The following is a 22,251-nucleotide window of genomic DNA, read 5'->3' as shown; positions in this document are numbered from 1 at the left end:
TGCGTACAAGCCGATCTAGCGGCTTGAGCAAGCATCCTTGAAGATAGACCCCATGCCCTTGACGGGACATGGGGTTTTTTCTTTGGGTGCTTGCAATGCGTTTTCTTGTCCGTTTCTGCATCGTGCTGATCTGTGCGCTTGGGCTGTCTGCCTGTCAGTCCAGTCAGGGGCCGGATGGTCTGTTGGCCGATCCGGGTGCGCGCGTCTTCAATTTTGATTGGCGCTTATCCGGCGACCCCCAAGTGGGGCCGATGCAGGTCTTTGATAACGGGACGCGCATTTGGCTGCATTTTGCACCAGATCAGATTTTGCCAGCGGTGTTTGGCCGCAGGGACGGACAGGAAGTGCTGCTGTCGCTACGACCTTCGGGGCAGTTTCAGTTAGTCGATGGCTTGTGGGCGGAGCTGGTGTTTCGTGCAGGTAGGGCGCAGGCACAGGCCAGTTTGCGGCGCAAGAGTAGCCAGAGTGAGGGCTCTGCCTTGTCAGGGGCAGAGGAATCGGATGTTTTAGCCCAGCCTTTGCCTGTAGGAGATCCCTTGAAACCGAGCTCTGTGGGGGCGGTACAAGTGCTGGAGCTGGAACCAGAGCCCGCGCCCGCACAGTTGGTGCAACGGGTTGCCTTTCAAGCCAGCTCGGATGTGTGGGCGGTCAATCTCCCGAACCCTGATTCCACTGTTTTTGAACTGCGTTTGAAAGATCGGACGCTAAGGCAGGCGCTAATGCGTTGGGCCAAACAAGCGAAATGGGTTTTCGCGCCGGAACATTGGACTTTGGAGGTGGATTTTCCTGTCAAGGCTGCCGCCAGCTTTAAGGGGAACTTTGAGTCTGCGGTGGTCCAATTGCTGACGGCGGCACAACTGAACGCCCATTCTTTGCAGGCCTGTTTTTATTCCAATCAGGTGCTGCGTGTTCTGGCCAGTCCGCAACCCTGCGACCCGAGTGTGCAGCAGCAGGAGCGGTCATGAATCACCTCTTTTTGCTGCTTTTGGTTTTGTTGTCGGGCTGTGCTTTGCAAACAGCGGGGCATCACCTTGACCCGCCGTGGCTGGACGATGCTGTTTTTTTAGGCACGTTAGACCTGCCTACAGATGCACCGGCCCAGTCTGTTGATAGACCTTGGCTGTTGGGCGCTGCTGTGCCCATCCAGCAAGCCGCTGACTCACCAGACCTGATGAGTTCCAGACAGACATTCAGCTTTTCCTTGGAAACGCCTTTACCCGGTCTGGATGAACTGGCGCGCCGCCTGTCTTTTTTGTCGGATCTGACGGTATCCATCAGCCCGGAGGCGCGACTGCCTTTGGCGCTTTTCTTGCCGCGACTCAGTGTGGGGGATCAGTTGGAAGTGCCGCCCCAATATGGCAGCCTGGTTTTTGAGCAATTACGCTTGCCGGAGTTGCTCAATCAAGTCAGCGCGGTATACAGCATTCGCTGGCGCTATCGGGCAGGACGTATCGAGTTATATCGCACGGAAACGCGTCACTTTGCTTTACCGCCGATCAAAGCCGTGAATGCTGCTTATTTGGATAAACCTGCAGCTAATGCCTTCGAGTCCGCTGTGACGTCTGTGCAGACTGAAACGCCAAGTCTGGAAAACGCCGCCCATGTTTATCTGCAAGACACGGCACAAGCTTTTCTATCTCGCGCTGGAAGGGTCCAGGTGCTTGGGGTGCCGCCCCATGCTTTGTTGGTGACTGATACACCGGAACGCTTGGAGGCATTGGGTTCAGCGTTGAAGCATCAGCCTGAATTGTGGTACTTCGATAGTGCGCGAGCTAGCCGCTCTGTGGGTAGCGGCGGGAGAGAGAAATGAGTGCTTCTACAGCCAAGCGTGAGTATTGGTTTGGTTTGCAATGGGCACGTCACGGACAGGACGCGCGCTGGACTCACACTCGGAATTCGACACAATCGCATTGGGCTTGTTTCTTGGAAGGGCAGGCAGCAGGACAAGCAATAGGCTGGGTACAAAACCGGTGGCTCTATTCCAAACGGACACACTCGATATTGCGATTGGTTCAAGAGGGGCCAACACGGGTAAAACGCAGGCATATGCGGGCTTATTCGGCGGCTGCGTGTTTGGCTGTGCATCACCCTGATGAAGCGGTTTTTCTTTTATGGGCCGTGGCTCCCGGCCTGTTGTGGTTCCTGGCATTGGAGCAGGGTTTGGTTGTGGAAGGCAGCGATTGTGTGCTGACACAGGTCGGGCAGGTGCAGGCCTTGCGACAGGCAATGCAGGAACGCTATCCCGCCATACGTGAACTGCGGCAACCCGATGATGTATGGGTGTGCCTGGAGCAGGGTAGACGAGCGCAGGCTTGTATGCAGCGTCAAGGCGGCAGAGAGCTTTGGCGTCCCAGTAAGGTCCCTCTTCGCTTGCTTGTTGCGCCGTTGCTGGTGGTGCTGGCTCTGGCAGGCGTTTTTTCTGCCGACTCTCGTGGGGTGGGGGCTGAACGACAGCCTGCTGGCAAAGGGGTTCTTGAGCAGGGTGATACATTGCCGCTATCTAGCGCGCAGACTGTTCTGGATCTGATTGAGGAGCTGCCGGCACAAGGAGTGGGCTGGCGCTTGCAGGAGGTGGACTGCCGTCGTCGCGTGGCTTCTTGGGACTGTCATGCACGCTATGGGTTTGAAGATGTACAAAGCTTTAGTTTGGCCATGCAGCGTCAAACTCGCGCTCCGAACATGCTGGCGCTGACAGGGGCAGGGCAGGCTGAATTGCATGTGCAACGCACTTATCTGCCTAAGGAGCAACAGCGCCCATCGCCACAAGGTCAGGGAACGCTGCCTGTTGAGTCATCAGCCAACCTGATTGCCGAATTGAAGGCTTTGCAGCCCGCATTTATGCGTTTTTCGCTTGCCCGGGCACAGGCGCACCACCAATCTCAGTATTCAGGGCAAGTTCAAACCGGGAATCAGGCGGACACACAGCTGCAAGCAAAGGCTGGGGAGCAGACACAGGCTCTGATCCAAGCCAAGGAGTCTCGGCGCACCAGAGATCAATCAGAACCAGATGCCTGGCGTCGTACTTGGAGCAGTCAGTCTCCTTTGCGTTCAACCTACCTGCTCGCCGCACACTTGCCTCAGTTGCAGTGGGACAGGTTGAGCTTGTCAGTGAGTCCGCAGTCTTATCCCTCGCTGCTGGGCAGCGTTTTTATCGTGGAGCTGGAAGGCTATGTTGATGAGTGGGCAGGTTCGGGCAAGGAGGAACGCGAGCAGGTATTTGAGCATTCTATTTGGCGGAGTGCTGATACTTAGCTTGCCAGCTCAAGCGACTGAAGCCATGGTTTCGGTCGTGCGCGATATGTTGCTGCTGGAGGCCGAGCAGGCGCGACAGAACATGGCCTCATGCTCCAGACCATTAGAGGGGCAGGAGGGGGTGGGTTTGGCTCAACCGGACGTGGACAAGAGCAGATCGAGCAAAGCTATTCCTGGATTAAAACTGAAAGCTGTCTATGGGCGGGATACGCGCTTGCTGGCTGAGGTGCAGCATGGGCAGCGCCTGCTCCTGTTTCAGCAAGGACAGTTATGGCCGATAGGGCGCGAGCGAGATAGGCAAATGCGCCTCTTGTCTTTAGATAGTCGCTGTATTGAGCTTGAAATAGGGCTGCCCCGGGAACATGCTGAAAGCCAAAGCCAAAGCCAAAGCCAAAGCCAAAGCCAAAGCCAAAGCCACAGTCGGGGACAGGCTCAGGTTTTGAATCTGTCAACCGCCTCGGATCAGGCTCAGCAGTCGCAGCCGGAAGTTCAATCCATAAAACTCTGTTTGCCTTCCTGAGGCCGGGGGGATGCGTCTAGCCAAACTCGAGCTTTCAAAGTCACCATGATTCAGTTTTCCAGCCCGTATATCCTTGAGCCTGTATGTCATTGACTCCCCAAGGCCAGGAGCCCGTCAAGTCGCAAATCTGGCGCGTCTCCCCACAGTCCTTGAGAAAGAAAAAACCCCAATGTGATTTTCATCAGATCGGGGTTGAAAGTGACCACGGAGCTTGTCGCTCGGTCAGGCTTGAGCCTTGTTCTGCATTAGTCGCGGGTACCGCTCCAAGCGGCAATGGCAGCACGCTCTTCGTCGGTCATTTGCGTCATGTTGCCCAGGGGCATGTACTTGGAGTGCACCACGGTTTTCACCTGTTCGGCGTGCAGCACCGTGTTGTCGATGGTATCGAGCAACATGCCGGCAGGGGCAGCCGTAAAGCCGAAGTCGGCATTGGGTTTGGCCGCGTGGCACTGAACACATCGGGCATCCATGATTTCCTGGATGCGTGCAACGTTGACGGTTTCTGCGCCGTTAGCGGCTGCGGGAGCACTGGCAACGTCACCTTTCAGGCTGGCAGGTGCCGCGAGGTAACCCACGATCAGCAGCAGCACAACACCGGCAGCCGGGTAGGCAGGCTTTTTGATGCCAGCGTGCATCAGCACGAAGTATTGACGGATCAGGGCGCCGGCAAAGATGAACAGCACCATGATGATCCACGCATTAGGGTTGTTATACGTGAACGAGTAGTGGTTGCTCAGCATCAGCAGCAGGACGGGCAGCGTGAAGTAGGTATTGTGTACCGAACGCTGTTTGCCGCGCTTGCCGTCCAGTGGGTTGGGCGCTTGACCGGCTTTCAGTGCCTTGACCATGCGGCGTTGGCCGGGAATGATCCAGAAGAACACGTTGGCCGACATGCTGGTGGCCATGACAGCGCCAGTCAGCAAGAAAGCAGCACGACCCGAGAAGATGTGCACACTCAGGTAGGCCACTACCACCATCATGATGGCCACGGCCACGCTCAGCAGACCGTCGCGGTTCATGTTGGGGCTGATCAAGCGGCACAGGCCGTTATAGACCACCCAGCCCAGTACCAGGAAGGCAATAGCCATGACGTTGGCTTGGGTGCCGGTCATTTGAGCCGCCCATTCCCAGGGGCTGTTGGGGTTGACCAGATAGAACTCGGGCTTGGTCAGGTAGAGCAGGGCGAACAGGAAGAAACCGGACAACCAGGTGGTGTAGGACTTCCAGAAAGACCAATGCAGGTCATCAGGCAGTTCGGCCGGGTTGGTTAGGTATTTCTGGTTGTGATAGAAGCCGCCACCATGGACAGCCCACATCTCGCCAAACACACCGCGTTTCTTGCTTTCTTCGCCTTTAGGCGGTTTCAGGCCGTTGTCCAGCATCACAAAGTAGATGGACTCGCCGATCCAGGCGACAGCCGCAATCACGTGCAACCAGCGCAACAGCAGGTTGCCGTACTCAAGTAGGTAAGCGTACATAAAGATCTCGTATCAGAGTGGTTTCGTATAGAAGCGAAAAGTCGACTTGAATACGCGATCAACTGCCGCGATAGGTAGACCAGGACCAGGGGGTGACAACCAGGGGGACGTGGTAATTGGCATTGGCATCAGCGATACCAAAGCGAATGCCGACCTGATCCACAAAGCGTGGCTCGGGCACAGCCACACCGCTGGCGGCAAAGTAGTCACCTGCATGGAACACCAGTTCAAAAACGCCCGTGTGCATGGCCTGGCCTTGCAGCAGGGGCTCATCACAGCGACCGTCGCTATTGGTGTGTGTGGTTTTGATCAGAGTACGTTGATCGTTTTCGATGGAATAAAGATCGACGCGCACGCCACTGGCTGGGCGTCCTTGAGTCGTGTCAAGGACATGGGTTGATAGCTTTCCCATAAATGTCTCCGGTTTATGGTGATCAAAAAAGGTCCAGCGAGCCCAGTTTTGAGAACCGGCCGGGGGCCAACGGTGCAAGGATCAGTGCGCTGGGTTGAGGCCCCGAAACTGTCGCTCTGTTTGAGGAATCAGATTGTCGACAATTTATGTTGACGATTTTGTCGGGGTACCGAATAATTGTCAATAGTCAATAACGAGAAATTCTATGCTTCAGATACGGCGGCAAGAGGGGATGAGCAGTGAATCCCAAGCGCCCAGCGCCTCCTCGCTGCTAGAGGGAGGCATGGCAGATACGGAGGTCGGGCGTGTTTATAGCCAGATCTTCGATGCGGTCGTTGACCGCCGTCTTTTGCCTGGAACCAAACTGACGGAAGCCACGTTATGCACGATTTTCGAGTGTTCGCGGGCGACCGTTCGTGCGGCGCTGGCAGCCCTCGAACACGACAAGATTGTGGTTATCGAACCCAATCGGGGTGCTTTTATCTGGAAGCCGACGGCCAAACAGACACGGGATGTGTTTGAACTGCGACGAGACCTGGAAGCGCTGATTCTGAAAAAACTGATCAGCTACCCGGATCTGCCGGAGCGTTTGGCTGGCCTGTATGAAATGGTGGAACGTGAACAGCACGCTTTTGAAAATGGCGACCGCATCAGCTGGTTGCGCCTGTCCAATGCGTTTCATGTGATGCTGGCGCGCTGCGCTGGCAATGATGAACTGACCGAGTTGATGCACACCTTGTGCGCCCGCACCACGCTCATCATTGCGTATCACGATACACCGGGCGAACAGGCGTGTTCGTTTTACGAGCACAAAGAGATTTTGGACAAGCTTAGTCAGGGCGATGCCGAAGGCGCGCATCTGGCTATGCATCATCACTTAAGTGATTGTGAACATCGCATGAGCGAAGCGGGTGATGGCAATGCTGCCGATCCTTGGCTGGCCCTCAGCGTAAAACGCTAAACGGAGACGGTATGTCCTTGAGCAAGTACCCTCGTGACCTGGTCGGTTACGGTAAAAACGTGCCCCATGCACAATGGCCTGATCGGGCGCGCATTGCGGTGCAGTTTGTCTTGAACTATGAAGAAGGCGGCGAGAATTGCGTCCTGCACGGTGACCCGGGCTCTGAGCAGTTTTTGTCTGAAATTATTGGTGCAGCCGCTTACCCGGACCGTCACTTATCCATGGAGTCCATTTACGAATACGGCTCGCGTGCTGGTGTCTGGCGGATTCTGAGAGAGTTTGAAAGGCGTGGCCTGCCCATGACCGTGTTTGGGGTGGGTATGGCGCTGGAGCGTCATCCCGAGCTGGCTCAGGAATTCGTGCGCCTGGGTCATGAGATCGCTTGCCATGGCTACCGCTGGATTCACTACCAGAACGTGTCCGAAGAAGTCGAGCGCGAGCATATGCGCCAGTGCGTGAACGTGCTGACGGACTTGCTGGGCCACCATCCCGAAGGCTGGTACACCGGTCGCGATAGCCCAAATACATTGCGTCTGGTGGCTGAAGAGGGCCAGTTCCTGTATAGCTCCGACTACTACGGTGACGATTTGCCTTTCTGGACCGAGGTTCAGCTCAGCGACAATACTGTCAAGCCTCAGTTGATCGTGCCTTACACCCTGGACAGCAATGATATGCGCTTTGCGGCTCCTCAGGGCTTTAACACTGGCGATCATTTCTTCTCCTACCTGAAAGACGCGTTTGATGTGCTTTACGAGGAAGGCGAAGAGGCTCCCAAGATGCTGTCCATCGGTTTGCATTGCCGTCTGATCGGCCGTCCTGGCCGTTTCCGCGCCTTGCAGCGTTTCCTGGATTACGTGCAATCGCATGAGCGTGTCTGGGTGTGCCGTCGTGTGGATATTGCTCGCCACTGGGCCGAGCATCATCCCTATCAGCCCAAGGCCTGATCGGGGCAGGGCCAGGGTTCATGCCTCCTGGCCCATCAAGACAACATCCTGAATCTGAGCAGGGTGCATTCACATTCCGACTCGCCAGGGTCGGAATTGTTGTTTCTGCCCGCTGAAAACAGTACTATCTGACGCTTACGCAGCCGCTCGTAAAGGGAGTGTGGCGTCCGGGCTTCTCACTGCTATGCCGGGGCGGCAGGTGTTGTGCCAGCGCAGCGCGCGCATGGGCTGCAAGGCTGATCGTCTTATAATAGGCAGTTAAATTTTCCATCGCGTTGCATGTAATGAAAACCTCAGAAATTCGTCAGAAGTTTCTTTCTTTTTTTGAATCCAAGGGACACCACATCGTTTCCTCGGCTTCCTTGGTTCCAGGGAATGACCCTACCTTGCTGTTCACGAATGCAGGGATGGTGCAGTTCAAAGACGTGTTCACGGGTAAAGAGACCCGCCCCTACAAGCGTGCGACCAGTTCTCAGCGCTGTGTTCGTGCCGGTGGTAAACACAATGATCTGGAAAACGTGGGCTACACCGCCCGCCACCACACCTTTTTTGAAATGCTGGGCAACTTCAGCTTTGGCGATTACTTCAAGCAAGACGCTATTCGCTATGCCTGGGAACTGCTGACGACGGTTTACCAACTGCCTGCAGAAAAACTCTGGGTCACCGTCTACCAGGAAGACGATGAGGCCTACGATATCTGGGCCTCGGAAATTGGTGTGCCCAAAGAGCGCATCATCCGCATCGGCGACAAGGGCGGCGTGCGTTACAACTCGGACAACTTCTGGCAGATGGCCGATACCGGCCCCTGTGGTCCTTGCTCGGAAATTTTTTACGACCACGGCGCCGATGTCTGGGGTGGTCCTCCCGGATCGCCTGAAGAGGACGGCGATCGTTACATTGAAGTATGGAACCTGGTGTTCATGCAGTTCGAGCGTTCCGCCGACGGCACCATGACACCGCTGCCCAAGCCTTGTGTGGACACCGGCATGGGCCTGGAGCGTATTTCGGCTGTGCTGCAGCACGTGCACTCCAACTACGAAATCGACCTGTTCCAATCCCTGATTCAGGCCGCCGCGCGCGAAACCAAGACCAGCGACTTGAGCAATAACTCGCTCAAGGTAATTGCGGATCACATCCGTGCTTGTAGCTTCTTGATCATTGATGGGGTCATCCCCAGCAATGAAGGCCGTGGCTATGTGCTGCGCCGTATTATTCGCCGTGCCCTGCGTCACGGCCACAAGCTGGGTCAGAAGGGCTTGTTCTTCTACCGTTTGGTGCAGGACTTGGGCCAGACCATGGGCGAAGCCTACCCCGAGCTGATTAGCCAGCGCGAGCGTATCGAACAAGTGCTGCGCCAGGAAGAAGAGCGTTTCAGCGAAACGCTGGAAAACGGCATGCGTATTCTGGAAGGCGCTTTGGCCAACCTGCCAGAGAATGCCAAGCTGGACGGCCAGACGCTGTTCACCTTGTACGACACCTACGGTTTCCCCGTGGACCTGACCGCCGACATCTGCCGCGAGCGTGGCATCGAGGTCGATCTGGACGGTTTTGAAGTCGCCATGGAAAACCAGCGTCAGATGGCACGCGCTTCGGGCAAATTCAAAACCGCCGAAGGCCTGAGCTACTCCGGTGTGCAGACCCGTTTTGATGGTTACACCACCCTGGAAGGCAGTGGCACCGTGACCGCCTTGTATGTGGATGGCACCTCTGTGCAATCCGTGACCCAAGGTCAGCAAGCGGTAGTGGTTCTGGATGCCACACCTTTCTACGCCGAGTCCGGTGGTCAGGTAGGGGATGCCGGTATCTTGAGCGACGCCAAAGGGCTGTCCTTTGAGGTGCAGGATACCCAAAAGATTTCCAATCAGGTTTTCGGACACCAGGGTGTGCTGAACGCTGGCACGCTGACCGTGGGCCAGACCGTTCAAGCCCAAGTGGATACCGAGCGTCGTGAGCGTGTGATCCGTAACCACTCGGCCACGCACTTGATGCACAAGGCCTTGCGTCAGGTGCTGGGCGGTCACGTTCAACAACGTGGCTCCCTGGTAGACGCTGACAAGACCCGTTTTGACTTTGCTCACGATGCCGCCATGACGGCCGAGCAAATCGCTCAGGTCGAAGCCATTGTGAACGAGCAGGTTCTGGCTAACCAGGCCGTGCAAGCCCAGTTGATGTCGTTTGACGACGCCGTCAGCGGCGGTGCCATGGCTTTGTTTGGTGAAAAGTACGGCGACGAAGTGCGTGTACTGGATATTGGTTTCTCGCGCGAGCTATGCGGTGGTACGCACGTTCAGCGTACGGGCGATATCGGCTTGTTCAAGATCGTCTCGGAAGGTGGCGTAGCCGCTGGCGTACGCCGTGTTGAGGCCATCACTGGCACCAACAGCCTGCACTGGGTGCAAGCCCAGGAACGTCTGCTGAGCGATGCCTCTGCCAGCCTGCGTACCCAGCCAGAAGGTCTGGTTGCCCGTATCAGTGCCTTGCAAGCTCAGATCAAGGATCTGGAGCGCGAGCGCGAACAAATGCAATCCAAGCTGGCGGCTTCGGCCGGCCAGGACTTGTTGGCCCAAGCCGTACCCTTGAATGACAGCAGCCGTCTGCTGGTGGCTACGCTGCAAGGCGTGGAAGCCAAAGCCCTGCGCGAAATGGCCGATCAGTTGAAGAACAAGCTGCAGTCTGCCGTGATTTTGCTGTCCATCGTGGCCGACGGCAAGGTCAGTCTGGTGGCTGGCGTGACACCTGACCTGACTGCCAAGGTCAAGGCCGGTGATCTGGTGGGTTTTGTGGCCTCGCAAATGGGCGGCAAGGGTGGTGGTCGTCCTGATATGGCCATGGGCGGCGGTACCGATGCCAGCGTTCTGCCTCAGGCCAATGCCTCGGTACAGGCCTGGGTACAAAGCAAGTTAGGTGCGTAATGACGATGTCTGAGACCGGCGCTTTGCCCAATAGCGATCTGCAGGTGGATGCAAGCGGGCTGAAATGCCCCTTGCCTATCTTGCGTGCCAAGAAAGCCTTGGCGCAGTTGGAGTCCGGGCAAGTGTTGCAGGTCATTACAACCGATCAGCACGCTATTCAAGATTTTCAGGCTTTTTGTCGCCAAACTGGCAATGAACTGTTGGCTCAAGACCAGCAAGCTGAAAAAACTCTGCATTTTTTACGCCGTCGGTAAGCTGACGGCGGTAGAATACTATTTTGTCTGTTGCGTATCTAGCACTGAATCTGCTATCTTAGCGTGTTACTTTTGGCATACGTGCCAGAATAGTGCTAGAATTTTTTGTTTACCTTACACAATAAAGGGATTATCAATGGTGGTAATTCGCTTGGCCCGTGGTGGCTCCAAAAAGCGTCCTTTTTACAACGTAGTAGCCGCCGAGGCGAGCCAACGCCGTGATGGTCGCTTCATCGAACGTCTGGGTTTTTACAACCCCGTTGCTGGCGAAGGTCATGAAAACCTGCGTCTGCAAATGGACCGCGTTAAGCACTTCACCGACAACGGTGCTCAGGTTTCGCCTGCTGTGGCTCGCCTGTTGAAAGAATACTCGGCTAAGGTTGCTTCGGCTGCCTAAGTTGATTCACCTGTTTTTTTAGTGGTGTTAGTGTGAAGCAACCAGCGATTCCTGCTGACCTTGTTGAGCTTGGACGCATTGTTTCCGCTTATGGCGTACGTGGTTGGGTCAAAATCCAGCCGCACTCCATGCAAACCAAAGCGCTGCTGAATGTAAAAACGTGGTGGTTAAAAACGCCCCGGCCTGAATCTCAGGCGGGCGTTTTTGCGTCTGCGTCACCCAGGCAAGTACAAACCGCAAAGCAGCATGGGGCAACCATCGTGGCGCAGTTTGAAGGTCTGGATAATCGAGAGCTGGCTCAAGCTCTTAAGGGGCATACCGTTTGGGTATCCCGTGCCGCTTTTCCCAAAGCGGACGAAGACGAATTTTATTGGGTCGATCTGATCGGCTGCCGCTTTTTTGGCGAGCAGGACGGCCAAGCTGAAAGCTTAGGCGAAGTGGTAGAGGTGCTGGATAACGGCGCGCATTCCATTTTGGTCGTGCATCGTGGCTCCTGGGATGCCGAGGGTGTCTTTACACCTGAAAAGGACGAACAGGGTAGGCCGCAAGAAGAGCTGGTTCCCTTTGTGCAAGCCATTGTGCATACGGTGGATATGTCCGCCCGCGAGTTGCACAGCCACTGGGCGATCTGATCGTTTCAATCCTGTGCGCCTGTAGTGCTTTGGCTTGACTAGCCGGGTTTTATAACGCGTATCTGCTTTTTCTCTTGCCGAGTCCTCATGCGATTTGATGCCCTGACCCTGTTCCCGGACATGTTTGATGTGGTCAGCCAGGCTGGTGTCACCGGCCGTGCGCACAAGCAGGGCATCTGGCAGATGCGGACCTGGAATCCGCGCGACTATACCACCGATGTGCACCGCACAGTGGATGACCGCCCTTACGGAGGTGGTCCTGGTATGGTCATGCTGGCTGATCCCTTGAACGACGCTTTGGATCAGGCTCTGGCTGACCGTGGCGATAAGCCGGAAGTGATTTTACTTAGCCCTACAGGGCGACGCTTTAATCAGGCTGTGGCTCAGGAGCTGGCTCAAGGCCCCGGCGCGGTTCTGGTTTGTGGTCGCTACGAAGGGATAGATCAACGCTTTATTGATGCACGCGTCACCCAGGAGCTTTCTTTGGGTGATTTTGTGCTGTCTGGCGGTGAAATCGCGTCGCTGGCGATTATCGACAGCGTGGTCCGCCTCTTGCCCGGCGTGTTAAATGATGCCGATTCGGCTCGTCAGGATTCTTTCCATGCCGACAATAGTGGCTTGTTGGACAGCCCTCATTACACGCGTCCCGAGGTTTATCGCGATCAGGCTGTGCCTGAGGTCTTGATGTCCGGTCATCATGGTCGCATCCAGGCATGGAGGCGTGAGCAGTCTTTGCGTTTGACCGCCTTGCGGCGCCCGGAGTTGATCGAACAGGCCCGTCAGCGTGGTGAGCTTAACAAGGCAGATGAGCGTTTCCTGGCCTCGCTTGATGACGGGGGAGTGTCATAAGCGGCTTGGGATGAGTGTGGCATTGGGCAAGTAATCTGATGGTGTGCTGCCTAGGGTGGCCCATGAGGGGGTTATGAGTAAAGTTGAGCAACAAAATCGCCAGTCCTGGAATGCGGCAACACTTGCCCATAATAGTCATAAAGGGGATCAGGCTCAGTTCTTTCGCCGTGGTGGTTCTACTTTGTTTCCAGAGGAGCTGGAGCTGCTAGGTGAACTCAAGGGGCGCTCACTGCTGCATTTGCAATGCAATTGCGGGCAGGATAGTTTGAGTTTGGCCACGCTTGGGGCACTAGTGACTGGGGTTGATATCGCCGATGAAGCGATTTCCTTTGCGACGGCTCTGTCTCGAGATACGGGTATTCCGGCTGCGTTTCATCGCGAAGACGTGGTGCAGTGGTTAAGGCAGGCTGCCAGTCAGGGGCTGCAATACGATATTGTATTCAGTAGCTATGGTGTCTTGTGTTGGTTGCCGGATTTAAGGGCGTGGGCGCAGGGCGTCGCTTCTGTTTTGAAGCCTGGAGGGCGTTTGGTGCTGGTGGAGTTCCACCCCTTTGCGCTTTGCTTTGATGAGCACTGGGCGCTGAAATACGATTATTTCAATACCCAGCCCATGGTGTTCCCGGAAGGGGTGGGTGATTACGTAGCGGAATCAGGCGAAGGGTTGCTGCTTTCAGGCAAAACTGAAGGTGTGCAGGAGTTTGAGAACCCGCATCCCAGTGTGGAGTTTAGTTGGGGCTTGGCTAAACTGGTTGGTGTCTTGCTGGAAGCCGGTTTGCGTTTGCGAAAATTGGAAGAGTATCCGTATTCAAATGGCTGGAAGGGTTTTAAGCAGATGCATGAGGGTCCGGGGCGGCGAATGTATGCACCCGTAGGCCAGGCTGGCGTCCCTTTGATGTATGGTCTTGAGGCAAGTCGGGACTGAGCACGCCATTGTTGGGCACGGTTGTGCCATGATGCAGCCAATCTGGGCTATCTATCCTGCTTCGTCATAAAGCACCCCAAAGGTTGGATAGGCATCCAATCTTTGGGGTGTCGTTTATTGCAGCCAGTTTTTTGTGCTGGGAGGCCGTTAGTTCAGGCGAGTAAATTGCTGCTGGACTTTAGCCAGGGTTTCGCCAAACTGAATGACGCGCTGTCGTTCCTGTTCCACTACGGCTGCTGGGGCACGCTCCACAAAACTGGCGTTGCCCAGTTTGGCTTCGGCCTTGCTGATTTCGCCTTGCAGGCGTTCAATTTCCTTGGACAGGCGGATACGCTCCGCTTCCACGTCAATCTCTACGTGCAGCATCAGTTGCGTGGTGCCGATCACTTGTACCGGTGCGCCTGCATCGGTAGGCAGTTGATCGACAATTTCCACGCTTTCCAGCTTGCCCAGCGCAGCCAGATACGGGCTGTTGGCTTTTAGGGTTTCGGCATTGCCTTGGGCAATCAGCGGTACGCGCTGAGCGGGCGAAATGTTCATTTCGCCACGCAGGGCACGGATGGCGTCCACTTGGGCTTTCAGTTCGGCAACCTGGGCCACGGCCTGCTCATCAACCGCGGCGGGGTTGGCAATGGGGTAGGGCTGGACCGAAATGCTGGTGGTTTCGTCAGCGGCACGTTTACCAGCCACCACCGACACCTTCTGCCACAGTTCTTCCGTGATGAAGGGGATGATAGGGTGCGCTACGCGCAGCACCACTTCCAGTACGCGGATCAGGGTGCGGCGGGTGCCCAGTTGCTGCTCGGGCGTGCCGTTCTGGATCTGAGTCTTGGCCAGCTCCAGGTACCAGTCGCAGTACTCGTCCCATACAAAGTGGTAGATGGCATTGGCGACGTTGTCGAAACGGTAGTCAGCAAAACCGCGCTCGGCGTCCTGTTCCAGGCCTTGCAACAGGCTGATGATCCAGCGATCAGCAAAGCTCAGTTCGGCGGGTGCGTCGGTGTGCAGCTCATGACCTTCGGTGTTCATCAACACAAAGCGGGTGGCGTTCCACAGCTTGTTGCAGAAGTTGCGGTAGCCTTCGCAACGCTTCATGTCGAAGTTGATATTGCGGCCCAGAGTGGCGTAGGCGGCCATGGTAAAGCGCAGTGCGTCCGTGCCGAAGGCGGGGATGCCGTCGGGGTAGTCTTTCTTGGTGCGTTTGGTAATGCTTTGTGCCTGCTTGGGGTTCATCAGGCCAAACGTGCGTTTGTGGATCAGGCTTTCCAGATCGATGCCGTCGATCAAATCCACGGGGTCAATGGTATTGCCCTTGGATTTGCTCATCTTCTTGCCTTCCATATCGCACACCAGTCCGTGAACGTAGACGGTGTTGAATGGAACGCGGCCGGTCAGGTGCATGCTCATCATGACCATGCGGGCAACCCAGAAGAAAATAATGTCGAAACCAGTGACCAGCACGCTGGAGGGCAGGTAACGGGCCAGATCTGGAGTTTCTTCAGGCCAGCCCAGATCGGTAAAGGGCACCAGGGCGGAGGAGAACCAGGTATCCAGCACGTCTTCGTCGCGGCGCAGTGGGCCGGTCACGCCAGCGGCGCGGGCTTGTTCCAGAGCTTCTTCTTCGGAACGGGCGACAAACAGGCTACCGTCTTCGGCGTACCAGGCGGGAATTTGGTGGCCCCACCACAACTGACGGGAAATGCACCAATCCTGAATATTGTTCAGCCACTGGTTATAGGTGTTGGACCAGTTGTCGGGGTAGAAGCGCACACGGCCATCGGCCACCACATCCAGGGCAACCTGGGTGATGCTCTTGCCGGGGTGCAGTGAATCTTCCGGAGCGGGCTTGCTCATGGCTACAAACCACTGGTCAGTCAGCATGGGTTCAATGACTGTATTGGTGCGGTCGCCACGTGGCACCATCAGCTTGTGTGGCTTGACGGCCTGTAGCAGGCCCTGGGCTTCTAGGTCGGCCACGATTTGCTTGCGCGCGGCAAAGCGCTCCAGGCCTTGATAGGCTTCGGGAGCGGTGTCGGCAATGTGGGCATCCAGTGTCAGGATGCTGATCATTTCCAGGCCGTGGCGTTGGCCAACAGCATAGTCATTGAAGTCGTGAGCAGGGGTCACCTTCACGACACCGGTGCCGAAGGCTGGGTCTACATAATCGTCCGCAATGATCGGGATGGAGCGGCCGACCAGGGGCAGGGTAACGGTCTGGCCGATCAGGCCGATATAGCGCTCGTCTTCAGGGTGCACCATCAGGGCAACGTCGCCCAGCATGGTTTCCGGACGGGTGGTGGCCACCGTCAGGTGGGTCAGATCACCCTGGGGTGTAGTCAGCGGGTAGCGGATTTCCCACAGATGACCGTCTTCTTCCTCGCTGACCACTTCCAGGTCGGATACGGCGGTGCCCAGTACGGGGTCCCAGTTCACCAGGCGCTTGCCACGGTAAATCAGACCTTGTTCGTACAGGCGGACAAAGGTTTCCAGCACGCCACGGGACAGGTTGTCGTCCATGGTGAAGTATTCGCGGCTCCAGTCACAGGACGCGCCCAGACGGCGAAACTGGCTGGTAATGGTGTTGCCGGATTTCTCTTTCCACTCCCAGACTTTTTCCAGGAATTTTTCGCGACCTAGGTCGTGGCGGCTGATGTTCTGGGCATCGAGCTGGCGCTCCACAATGATCTGGGTGGCAATCCCGGCGTGGTCGGTGCCAGGAATGTAGACCGTATCGTCGCCTTTCATGCGGTGGTAGCGCGTCAGGCCATCCATGATGGTCTGGTTAAAGGCGTGGCCCATATGCAAAGTCCCGGTGACGTTCGGTGGTGGGGACTGAATGACAAAGGGTTCGGACTGATGATCACCCAAGGGCTGGACGTGCTGGCCTCCCTTGAAAAGGTCGGCTTGCTCCCAGCGCGCGTACCAGCGCGTTTCGATTTCCTGGGGTTCAAAGCTCTTGGATAATTGCTCGTCGGAGGTCGTTGCGGATGAGTTGGTCATGGTGATGCGGTCTGCCTGCCCCTTTTGGCACGTTCGGTGCCAGATAGGGCGGGACTAATCCTGGGTAAAAAACGAATGTAAGATGCACTATTTTAAGATGTGGCCGTGCGTCTTTGGCGTGGTAAAATGCCGGGTTGCCGTAAATCTGATGAAAGTGCTTGTTTTCATTAAAAAATTTAGCGCGAACCGTCGGATCTGCATTTTGCTTTACGCAGCAAAGACTACACTATATTGTTCTTATTTGGATTTTCACATGGCTATTGAACGCACTCTGTCCATTATCAAGCCCGACGCTGTTGCTAAAAACGTGATCGGTCAGATTATTTCCCGCTTTGAAGGCGCTGGCCTGAAAGTGATCGCTGGTCGCCTGGTTCACCTGTCCCGTGGCGAAGCCGAGCGCTTCTACGGCGTGCACGCCGAGCGTCCTTTCTTCAAGGATCTGGTCGACTTCATGGTTTCCGGTCCTGTATTCGTACAAGTTCTGGAAGGTGAAGGCGCCATTGCCAAGAACCGCGAATTGATGGGCGCTACCGACCCCAAGAAAGCTGACGCTGGCACCATCCGCGCTGACTTCGCTGAGAGCATCGACGCCAACGCTGTTCACGGTTCCGACGCTCCTGAAACTGCTGCTGTCGAAATCGCTTTCTTCTTCCCAGAGTGCAACGTTTACAGCCGTTAATTGGCTAAACCGCGCAGTACCGGCGGCACTCTGATCAAGACTTGCCCGGCCCACTGGAACTCTGGTGTGCCGGGTAAGTCCTACAAGAAGAGGCTTTTTTGCATTTCTGCAAAAAATGAGTCGCCAGACCGCGTGAAGGTATTATTTTTATGTCATCGCTCGAACCTACCAATATTCTGGGCCTGGGCCCGGAGCAACTTGTTGAACTGGTTGCCCAATGGGGCGGCAAGCCTTTCCGTGCGCGCCAATTGCAGCGCTGGATACACCAGCGTCAACAGGACGATTTTGGGCAGATGACAGATCTGGCGCGCGAGTTCCGCGAGCAGTTGAGCGCCAATTGCGTTGTCACCGCGCCCAGCATGTCGCACGAACACATTTCTACCGACGGCACCCGTAAATGGCTGTTTGATGTAGGCAGCAATAACGCCGTCGAAGCGGTTTTCATTCCCGAGGATGATCGGGGCACCCTGTGCATTTCCAGTCAGGCTGGTTGTACCGTGGCCTGTCCATTCTGTTCCACGGGTTACCAGGGTTTCAACCGCAACCTGACAAGCTCTGAAATCATTGGTCAGCTTTGGTTTGCCCGCCGTGCTTTGCTGGGTGCGCCTGAAACGGCCCGTATCGGGGAAGCTGAACAAACCAGTACGCGCGTCATCAGCAATGTGGTCATGATGGGCATGGGCGAGCCCTTGCTTAATTATGATCAGGTGCTCGGTGCCTTGCGCCTGATGCTGGACGATAATGCCTACGGTCTGTCGCGCCGTCGCGTGACGGTATCCACCTCCGGTGTGGTACCCATGATGGATCGTTTGGCCAAAGATTGCCCGGTGGCTCTGGCTGTGTCGCTGCATGCGCCCAATGATGCGTTGCGCGACCGTCTGGTGCCGCTGAACAAGAAGTATCCGCTGGCCGAGCTTCTGGATGCCTGTAATCGCTATCTGGAGCATGCCCCGCGTGACTTCATTACCTTTGAATACATCATGTTGGACGGCATCAACGATACCGACCAACATGCGCAGGAATTGCTGGATATCGCGCGCATTGTGCGCTGCAAATTTAATCTGATCCCTTTTAATCCTTTTCCGCAGTCCGGTCTGAAGCGCTCCTCTGCCGCACGGGTCAAACAGTTTGCCCAAAGGCTGATGGATGGCGGAGTGGTCACTACCGTACGAAAGACGCGTGGCGACGATATTGCGGCTGCTTGCGGGCAGTTGGCGGGTGATATTCGTGATCGCACCCGTATCGAGCAGCGTTTGCCTGATCGGGCCGTCATTCAAATCAAACAGGAACGTGCATGAGCGAGACTCTGGATCCTACCAAGCAATCGGCGCCGGAAGCGGGCTCAGGTGTGGGTCCCACACTCCGTGAGTTGCGTCTGGCGCAATCGTGTACGCTGAACGAAGCCTCCACCCGCCTGAAGTTTTCGGTTCGGCAACTGGAGGCTCTGGAGGCTCAGGAGTGGAGTCAGTTGCCCGGGGGGCAGCCCTTGCGTGGCATGGTGCGCAATTATGCGCGCTTTCTCGAGACCGATGTCTCGGCAGTGCTGGTCATGCTGGAATCTCAGGTCAGTGATACTGCAGCCCCCAAGCCCGTACCGCGTGATCATTCCGGTTCGGGGCTGGCCAGTACGGATTTGGGCCTATATGCCGAATCACGCGGTGGTTCAGGCTGGATCTGGATTCTAATTATTATTGTTTTGTTGTTGGTAGCCGGTTTTTACGCCATTGATCGGGGCTGGGTTCCTGATCAATGGTTGGTGTTTGATTGGCTTAAGGATTTGAAGAAATGACGCAGGGTCCCGGAACTCCCTCTGCTTGCCAGCCCTTGCCGGTTGGTGCTCAACCCAAACGGGTGACGCGCACGGTGGATGTGCGCTGGGGCGATCATGTCGTGAAACTGGGGGGCTCGGCTCCTGTCGTGGTGCAGTCCATGACCAATACGGATACGGTCGATGCCATTGCAACGGCCATCCAGGTCAAGGAGTTGGCGCGTGCGGGTTCCGAGCTGGTGCGTATTACCGTCAATACCCCGGAAGCCGCGCGAGAAGTGCCGGCGATCCGTGAGCAATTGGACCGCATGGGTGTCAATGTTCCCTTGGTGGGGGACTTTCATTACAACGGGCACAAGCTGCTGGCCGACTTTCCGGAATGCGCACAAGCCTTGTCCAAGTACCGGATCAATCCGGGCAATATGGGCGGAGGCAAGCGTCGGGACGATAACTTTGCCAAGATGATTGAAATCGCCTGCCGTTACGACAAGGCCGTGCGTATCGGTGTGAACTGGGGCAGCCTGGATCACGAGCTGATGGCCCGCATGATGGACGAGAACAATCAACGCGCACACCCTTGGACGGCGCAAGCTGTCATGCGTGATGCCCTGGTGTTTTCGGCCATCAGCAATGCCCAGCGTGCCGAAGAGCTGGGTCTGGACGGCAAGCGTATCGTGCTGTCTTGCAAGGTCAGCCATGTGCAGGATTTGATTACGGTTTATCAGGATTTGTCCGCGCGTTGCGATTACGCCCTGCATCTGGGTTTGACCGAAGCGGGGATGGGCAGCAAGGGTATTGTGGCTTCCACCGCCGCCTTGTCCGTCTTGTTGCAGCAAGGCATTGGTGACACCATTCGTATTTCCCTGACGCCCGAACCCGGTGGCGATCGTGCCCGTGAAGTGGTGGTGGCTCAGGAAATTTTGCAGACCATGGGTTTGCGTGCCTTCACCCCTATGGTGGTGGCGTGTCCGGGTTGTGGTCGCACCAGCAGTACGGTGTTCCAGGAGCTGGCCAACGATATTCAAGGCTATTTGCGTGACCAGATGCCCGTCTGGAAAGATCTGTATCCCGGCGTGGAAACCATGAACGTCGCGGTGATGGGCTGTGTGGTCAATGGTCCAGGGGAAAGCCGCCACGCCGATATCGGCATCAGCTTGCCGGGAACCGGGGAAGTGCCCTCGGCACCCGTCTATGTGGATGGCGAGCGGGTGGTGACCCTGAAGGGTGATACTATCGCTCAAGAATTTCAGACCATTGTCCAGAATTACGTTGAGCGCCGCTATGGCAAGGCTCCAACGGTTTGATCAACACGCTTGTCAGTCTATGGCGAGCAAACCATTAGAATTATGACGCAGCAGTTTCAAAAGCTCCGCGCCCTGACGGGCATGAAAGACACCTTACCGGGTGAAAGCGCACAGTGGGAAGCCCTGGAGGCTCTGGTGCGGGACTGGTTGGCCAGCTATGGCTATCGCAATATGCGTACCCCCGTGCTGGAACATACCCAGTTGTTTGCCCGTGGTATTGGCGAGGTCACCGACATTGTCGAGAAGGAAATGTATTCCTTCACCGACTCGCTCAATGGCGACAAGCTCACCATGCGCCCCGAATTTACGGCGGGCATGGTGCGCGCCACTATCGAACATAATCTCTTGTACGATCGCCCTCATCGTGTTTATGCAATGGGGCCGGTGTTCCGTCATGAGCGCCCGCAGCGTGGCCGCTACCGTCAGTTCCATCAGATTGATGTGGAGGCCTTGGGTCTGCCCGGGCCGGATGTGGATGCCGAGCTGATCGTCATGCTGGCTCGTTTGTGGAAGAAGCTGGGTTTGACGGATATTCGTCTGGAGCTGAACTCCCTGGGGCAGGCGCAAGAGCGTGCCGCCCACCGTGCGGCCTTGATCGAACACCTGGAAGCCCACAAGGATGTGCTGGACGAAGAGGCCCAGCGCCGCATGTATACCAATCCCTTGCGCGTGCTGGATACCAAAAATCCGGCCATGCAGGAAATGGCCAATGCAGCTCCACGCCTGTTCGACTTCCTGGGTGAAGAGTCCCGTGCGCATTTTCAGGGCGTGTGCGAGCGTCTGGATGATGCCGGTATTGCCTACACACTGAACCCGCGCCTGGTGCGTGGTCTGGACTACTACAACTTGACTGTGTTCGAGTGGGTAACGGATCGCCTGGGTGCACAAGGTACGGTGTGCGGTGGTGGCCGTTATGATGGCCTGATCGAATTGATGGGTGGCAAACCTTCGCCTGCCGTGGGTTTCGCCATTGGCATGGAGCGTTTGCTGGATCTGTGCTCGCAAGATGGCGAGCAGCCAGCCATTCCTGAATGTCAGGTTTATATGGTTCACCAAGGCGAGGCTGCCCAGCGCAAGGCCTCACTGTTGGCCGAGCAATTGCGTGATGCCGGTTTGCAGGTGATCGTCCATGCAGGCTCCAGTGGCTTCAAGTCCCAGTTCAAACGGGCTGATGCCAGTGGCGCGCAGGCCGCCGTTATTTTGGGTGACGATGAACTCCAAAAAGAACAGGCCAGTGTGAAATGGTTGCGTGCTGCGGATGGCGCCGAGCAGCAACAGTCTGTTGATTTTTCTGAACTCGCCAGTGTTTTGTCAGCAAGGATTTGAGCATGGCCTACGATCTTGAAGAACAGGAAAAACTAGATGCCATGCGAGCATGGTGGGACCGCTGGGGCACCTTGTGCATTGTGCTGGCGTTTGCCGCGTTGGCTGCGGTAGCGGGCTGGCGCGGTTGGCAGTGGTACCAGGGCCATCAGGCAGGTCAGGCCATGGGTTACTTTGAGGCGCTGGAAAGTGCTGCTGCCCAGACCGGCGAAGAGGCTGATGCCCGCGTGCTGGCTGCCAGCACGACCTTGCGTAACGATTTTCCCAAGTCTGGCTACACCTCTCGCGGTGTTCTGCTGGCTGCCCAGGCCTTGCAGCAACGCGGCAATCTGACGCCTGCTCGAGAGCAGCTGGAGTGGATGGTCAAAACCAACCACGACCCCGCGCTGACCCCGCTGGCACGTCTGCGTCTGGCCGGTATCTTGCTGGAACAAAAGAATTATGACGAAGCGCTGGCTCAACTGGCAAATCCTCCTGCCAGCTTTGCCGGTCTGTTTGCGGATCGCAAAGGCGATATTCTGGCCGCTCAAGGACAGAACGATGCAGCGCGCGACGCCTGGAAACAGGCCGTGGAGTTGCTCAAGCAAGACCCTATTTCGCAGTTGGTCCAGATCAAACTTGATGCCCTGGCAGGAGCTTAACGC

The 22,251-nt window shown here is 56.4% G+C and carries 21 protein-coding genes; 18 read left to right on the top strand and 3 right to left on the bottom strand.

All coding sequences use genetic code 11. From position 1 onward, the window contains the following. Nucleotides 1–95: 95 nt before the first annotated feature. The 4 genes from AC6I6N_RS05555 to AC6I6N_RS05540 are packed head-to-tail and all read left to right on the top strand — an operon-like array spanning nucleotide 96 to nucleotide 3,772. On the top strand, nucleotides 96–965 hold the full coding sequence (locus AC6I6N_RS05555) for a TrbG/VirB9 family P-type conjugative transfer protein (RefSeq protein WP_497943297.1): 870 nt from the start codon (nucleotides 96–98) through the stop codon (nucleotides 963–965). Then, nucleotides 962–1,810, top strand: coding sequence for a hypothetical protein (locus AC6I6N_RS05550; protein WP_321277886.1), 849 nt, complete (start codon nucleotides 962–964; stop codon nucleotides 1,808–1,810). Before AC6I6N_RS05555 ends, AC6I6N_RS05550 begins: the two co-directional genes overlap by 4 nt. Next, nucleotides 1,807–3,252 carry a hypothetical protein gene (locus AC6I6N_RS05545; RefSeq protein WP_497943296.1) on the top strand — a complete coding sequence of 482 codons (1,446 nt, stop codon included), beginning with the start codon at nucleotides 1,807–1,809 and terminating at the stop codon, nucleotides 3,250–3,252. Before AC6I6N_RS05550 ends, AC6I6N_RS05545 begins: the two co-directional genes overlap by 4 nt. Continuing rightward, entirely contained in the window at nucleotides 3,218–3,772 is a 555-nt protein-coding gene (locus AC6I6N_RS05540; protein WP_497943295.1) for a hypothetical protein, read from the top strand. The genes AC6I6N_RS05545 and AC6I6N_RS05540 overlap by 35 nt, the downstream gene beginning before the upstream one ends. A 245-nt stretch (nucleotides 3,773–4,017) precedes the next feature. On the opposite strand, the gene AC6I6N_RS05535 is transcribed toward AC6I6N_RS05540, so the two are convergent. Together AC6I6N_RS05535 and uraH are read right to left on the bottom strand one after the other, a co-directional pair. Beyond that, nucleotides 4,018–5,250 (bottom strand): urate hydroxylase PuuD, encoded by a 1,233-nt coding sequence (locus tag AC6I6N_RS05535; protein WP_497943294.1) that lies wholly within the window; start codon nucleotides 5,248–5,250, stop codon nucleotides 4,018–4,020. A gap of 58 nt (nucleotides 5,251–5,308) precedes the next feature. After that, nucleotides 5,309–5,662 (bottom strand): hydroxyisourate hydrolase, encoded by a 354-nt coding sequence (gene uraH / locus AC6I6N_RS05530; protein WP_094197068.1) that lies wholly within the window; start codon nucleotides 5,660–5,662, stop codon nucleotides 5,309–5,311. 205 nt (nucleotides 5,663–5,867) lie between these two features. Here uraH and AC6I6N_RS05525 point away from each other — a divergent pair, with 205 nt between their 5' ends. The 8 genes from AC6I6N_RS05525 to AC6I6N_RS05490 all read left to right on the top strand — a co-directional run bounded on the left by AC6I6N_RS05525 (nucleotide 5,868) and on the right by AC6I6N_RS05490 (nucleotide 13,533). Beyond that, nucleotides 5,868–6,623, top strand: coding sequence for a GntR family transcriptional regulator (locus tag AC6I6N_RS05525; RefSeq protein ID WP_094197067.1), 756 nt, complete (start codon nucleotides 5,868–5,870; stop codon nucleotides 6,621–6,623). 11 nt (nucleotides 6,624–6,634) lie between these two features. Next, a complete protein-coding gene (gene puuE / locus AC6I6N_RS05520) occupies nucleotides 6,635–7,567 on the top strand; it encodes an allantoinase PuuE (RefSeq protein WP_249459536.1) in 933 nt (310 codons plus the stop codon). A 284-nt stretch (nucleotides 7,568–7,851) separates the two neighbouring features. Beyond that, complete coding sequence (gene alaS, locus AC6I6N_RS05515; protein WP_497943293.1) at nucleotides 7,852–10,479, top strand: alanine--tRNA ligase; 2,628 nt, start codon at nucleotides 7,852–7,854, stop codon at nucleotides 10,477–10,479. Next, nucleotides 10,479–10,733 (top strand): sulfurtransferase TusA family protein, encoded by a 255-nt coding sequence (locus tag AC6I6N_RS05510; protein WP_009455909.1) that lies wholly within the window; start codon nucleotides 10,479–10,481, stop codon nucleotides 10,731–10,733. The genes alaS and AC6I6N_RS05510 overlap by 1 nt, the downstream gene beginning before the upstream one ends. Nucleotides 10,734–10,869: 136 nt before the next feature. Continuing rightward, nucleotides 10,870–11,130, top strand: coding sequence for a 30S ribosomal protein S16 (rpsP, locus tag AC6I6N_RS05505; RefSeq protein ID WP_009455906.1), 261 nt, complete (start codon nucleotides 10,870–10,872; stop codon nucleotides 11,128–11,130). Between the two features lie 32 nt (nucleotides 11,131–11,162). Beyond that, nucleotides 11,163–11,762, top strand: a complete 600-nt coding sequence (rimM, locus tag AC6I6N_RS05500) for a ribosome maturation factor RimM (RefSeq protein WP_094197064.1) — start codon at nucleotides 11,163–11,165, stop codon at nucleotides 11,760–11,762. A gap of 87 nt (nucleotides 11,763–11,849) precedes the next feature. Continuing rightward, nucleotides 11,850–12,611, top strand: a complete 762-nt coding sequence (gene trmD, locus AC6I6N_RS05495; protein WP_108727653.1) for a tRNA (guanosine(37)-N1)-methyltransferase TrmD — start codon at nucleotides 11,850–11,852, stop codon at nucleotides 12,609–12,611. A 73-nt stretch (nucleotides 12,612–12,684) separates the two neighbouring features. Next, a complete protein-coding gene (locus AC6I6N_RS05490) occupies nucleotides 12,685–13,533 on the top strand; it encodes a class I SAM-dependent methyltransferase (protein WP_094197062.1) in 849 nt (282 codons plus the stop codon). A 147-nt stretch (nucleotides 13,534–13,680) separates the two neighbouring features. Here AC6I6N_RS05490 and AC6I6N_RS05485 read toward each other — a convergent pair whose 3' ends face one another. Further along, entirely contained in the window at nucleotides 13,681–16,533 is a 2,853-nt protein-coding gene (locus AC6I6N_RS05485) for a valine--tRNA ligase (protein WP_497943292.1), read from the bottom strand. 253 nt (nucleotides 16,534–16,786) lie between these two features. Here AC6I6N_RS05485 and ndk point away from each other — a divergent pair, with 253 nt between their 5' ends. From ndk to AC6I6N_RS05455, 6 genes are all read left to right on the top strand, one after another. Continuing rightward, nucleotides 16,787–17,212: a nucleoside-diphosphate kinase gene (ndk, locus tag AC6I6N_RS05480; RefSeq protein WP_009455885.1), complete on the top strand. Its 426-nt coding sequence runs from the start codon at nucleotides 16,787–16,789 to the stop codon at nucleotides 17,210–17,212. 149 nt (nucleotides 17,213–17,361) lie between these two features. After that, nucleotides 17,362–18,510 carry a dual-specificity RNA methyltransferase RlmN gene (rlmN, locus tag AC6I6N_RS05475; protein ID WP_094197060.1) on the top strand — a complete coding sequence of 383 codons (1,149 nt, stop codon included), beginning with the start codon at nucleotides 17,362–17,364 and terminating at the stop codon, nucleotides 18,508–18,510. Further along, nucleotides 18,507–19,001 (top strand): helix-turn-helix domain-containing protein, encoded by a 495-nt coding sequence (locus tag AC6I6N_RS05470; protein WP_094197059.1) that lies wholly within the window; start codon nucleotides 18,507–18,509, stop codon nucleotides 18,999–19,001. The genes rlmN and AC6I6N_RS05470 overlap by 4 nt, the downstream gene beginning before the upstream one ends. Continuing rightward, nucleotides 18,998–20,284, top strand: a complete 1,287-nt coding sequence (gene ispG, locus AC6I6N_RS05465) for a flavodoxin-dependent (E)-4-hydroxy-3-methylbut-2-enyl-diphosphate synthase (protein WP_230017841.1) — start codon at nucleotides 18,998–19,000, stop codon at nucleotides 20,282–20,284. Before AC6I6N_RS05470 ends, ispG begins: the two co-directional genes overlap by 4 nt. Before the next feature lie 42 nt (nucleotides 20,285–20,326). Beyond that, nucleotides 20,327–21,610: a histidine--tRNA ligase gene (gene hisS / locus AC6I6N_RS05460; protein WP_094197057.1), complete on the top strand. Its 1,284-nt coding sequence runs from the start codon at nucleotides 20,327–20,329 to the stop codon at nucleotides 21,608–21,610. Between the two features lie 2 nt (nucleotides 21,611–21,612). Next, a complete protein-coding gene (locus tag AC6I6N_RS05455) occupies nucleotides 21,613–22,248 on the top strand; it encodes a YfgM family protein (protein WP_094197056.1) in 636 nt (211 codons plus the stop codon). Nucleotides 22,249–22,251: the final 3 nt, after the last annotated feature.

The organism is Alcaligenes sp. LTN-3 (assembly GCF_059735605.1).
The sequence above is the reverse complement of the archived record's forward strand: the minus strand, read 5'-3'. Positions and strand labels throughout refer to the sequence as shown.

Coding starts and splice junctions, on each gene's coding strand:
- AC6I6N_RS05555 (WP_497943297.1), top strand. CDS start 96: ATGCGTTTTCTTGTCCGTTTCTGCATCGTGCTGATCTGTGCGCTTGGG.
- AC6I6N_RS05550 (WP_321277886.1), top strand. CDS start 962: ATGAATCACCTCTTTTTGCTGCTTTTGGTTTTGTTGTCGGGCTGTGCT.
- AC6I6N_RS05545 (WP_497943296.1), top strand. CDS start 1,807: ATGAGTGCTTCTACAGCCAAGCGTGAGTATTGGTTTGGTTTGCAATGG.
- AC6I6N_RS05535 (WP_497943294.1), bottom strand. CDS start 5,250: ATGTACGCTTACCTACTTGAGTACGGCAACCTGCTGTTGCGCTGGTTG.
- uraH (WP_094197068.1), bottom strand. CDS start 5,662: ATGGGAAAGCTATCAACCCATGTCCTTGACACGACTCAAGGACGCCCA.
- AC6I6N_RS05525 (WP_094197067.1), top strand. CDS start 5,868: ATGCTTCAGATACGGCGGCAAGAGGGGATGAGCAGTGAATCCCAAGCG.
- puuE (WP_249459536.1), top strand. CDS start 6,635: ATGTCCTTGAGCAAGTACCCTCGTGACCTGGTCGGTTACGGTAAAAAC.
- alaS (WP_497943293.1), top strand. CDS start 7,852: ATGAAAACCTCAGAAATTCGTCAGAAGTTTCTTTCTTTTTTTGAATCC.
- AC6I6N_RS05510 (WP_009455909.1), top strand. CDS start 10,479: ATGACGATGTCTGAGACCGGCGCTTTGCCCAATAGCGATCTGCAGGTG.
- rpsP (WP_009455906.1), top strand. CDS start 10,870: ATGGTGGTAATTCGCTTGGCCCGTGGTGGCTCCAAAAAGCGTCCTTTT.
- trmD (WP_108727653.1), top strand. CDS start 11,850: ATGCGATTTGATGCCCTGACCCTGTTCCCGGACATGTTTGATGTGGTC.
- AC6I6N_RS05490 (WP_094197062.1), top strand. CDS start 12,685: ATGAGTAAAGTTGAGCAACAAAATCGCCAGTCCTGGAATGCGGCAACA.
- AC6I6N_RS05485 (WP_497943292.1), bottom strand. CDS start 16,533: ATGACCAACTCATCCGCAACGACCTCCGACGAGCAATTATCCAAGAGC.
- ndk (WP_009455885.1), top strand. CDS start 16,787: ATGGCTATTGAACGCACTCTGTCCATTATCAAGCCCGACGCTGTTGCT.
- rlmN (WP_094197060.1), top strand. CDS start 17,362: ATGTCATCGCTCGAACCTACCAATATTCTGGGCCTGGGCCCGGAGCAA.
- AC6I6N_RS05470 (WP_094197059.1), top strand. CDS start 18,507: ATGAGCGAGACTCTGGATCCTACCAAGCAATCGGCGCCGGAAGCGGGC.
- ispG (WP_230017841.1), top strand. CDS start 18,998: ATGACGCAGGGTCCCGGAACTCCCTCTGCTTGCCAGCCCTTGCCGGTT.
- hisS (WP_094197057.1), top strand. CDS start 20,327: ATGACGCAGCAGTTTCAAAAGCTCCGCGCCCTGACGGGCATGAAAGAC.
- AC6I6N_RS05455 (WP_094197056.1), top strand. CDS start 21,613: ATGGCCTACGATCTTGAAGAACAGGAAAAACTAGATGCCATGCGAGCA.